Genomic DNA, 1,003 nt, shown 5'->3' on the forward strand with positions numbered 1-1,003 from the left:
GCAAGACAATGGTATTGGGATCAACCCTAAACATTTGCCCCGCTTAACAGAACGTTTTTATCGTGTTGACAGTGCACGCAGTCGACAAACTGGTGGAACAGGCTTAGGCCTTGCCATCGTCAAACACGTGTTAATGCAACATGGTGCGCATCTTGAAATTAGTTCAAAGGAAAATGAAGGTTCAACCTTTACCGCAGTTTTTCCAAAAGAACGTTTATACCGCATGGTTTAAAAAATAAAGGGAACTGCTCAGTTCCCTTTGAATATTACGCTATCATTACAAAATAATAAGAATATAATAACTCGTTGTTTCATTTCGCTATTTCTATACTTTATCTCGATCTAAAAACTCATGATGAATACTCGTTTTCTCCGTAATTTTGTCCTATTTCTTGGACTAAGTACTCCCTTTACTGTTCACGCAACACCCTTTGACCCGCTGATTGGAACTTGGAAAGTCGTTGATTCACGTACAGGTTCATACCTATCTGATATTGTGATTCGAAGAAATTCCAAGACTGAGCAATACAGTGCTGTGATTGTCAAAATGTACCCTTCAGCTCAGGAAACTGTTCCAACCACATGTACGCCATGTTCAGGCTCATTAAAAGACCAACCTATTATTGGAATGGAAGTTTTGACAGGCTTAAAAATGCTGACTCAAAATGAAGAGTTTGGGCAAGGGGTTTGGGTCAATCCTTATGATGGTTATAAATACAGCATCAATGGACGTTTGAGTAAAACAGGCAAGATGCTCAATATTAATGCAAAAAATCCAAGCAATAATACCTTTCGTAATATGACATGGATTCGCTTATAATTTTTTAGTACTAAAACAATAAAAATGAGTGATTAAATACACTCATTTTTATTGAATAAACTGACTCAAGGTCTATTCAGAAAAACTAAATGCTAAATCAATGACTCGGCTTATTATTTAATTCTTTAGACTCTAAAAGATGACTCGGTAAACCAAAGATAAAATCAAACAAATAATTATAAA

2 protein-coding genes are annotated in these 1,003 nt (G+C 35.8%); both read left to right on the forward strand.

The annotated features are described in order from the left end of the window. Nucleotides 1-232, forward strand: a 232-nt coding sequence (locus tag B4237_RS09950; RefSeq protein ID WP_286942941.1) for an ATP-binding protein, incomplete at its 5' end; no start/stop codon positions are given. Between the two features lie 120 nt (nt 233-352). Continuing rightward, nucleotides 353-820, forward strand: a complete 468-nt coding sequence (locus B4237_RS09955) for a DUF2147 domain-containing protein (RefSeq protein WP_019385660.1) — start codon at nt 353-355, stop codon at nt 818-820. The last annotated feature ends 183 nt before the right edge of the window (nt 821-1,003 follow it).

Origin of the sequence: Acinetobacter sp. UBA6526 (assembly GCF_002434875.1) — a bacterium.
GTDB lineage: Bacteria > Pseudomonadota > Gammaproteobacteria > Pseudomonadales > Moraxellaceae > Acinetobacter > Acinetobacter venetianus.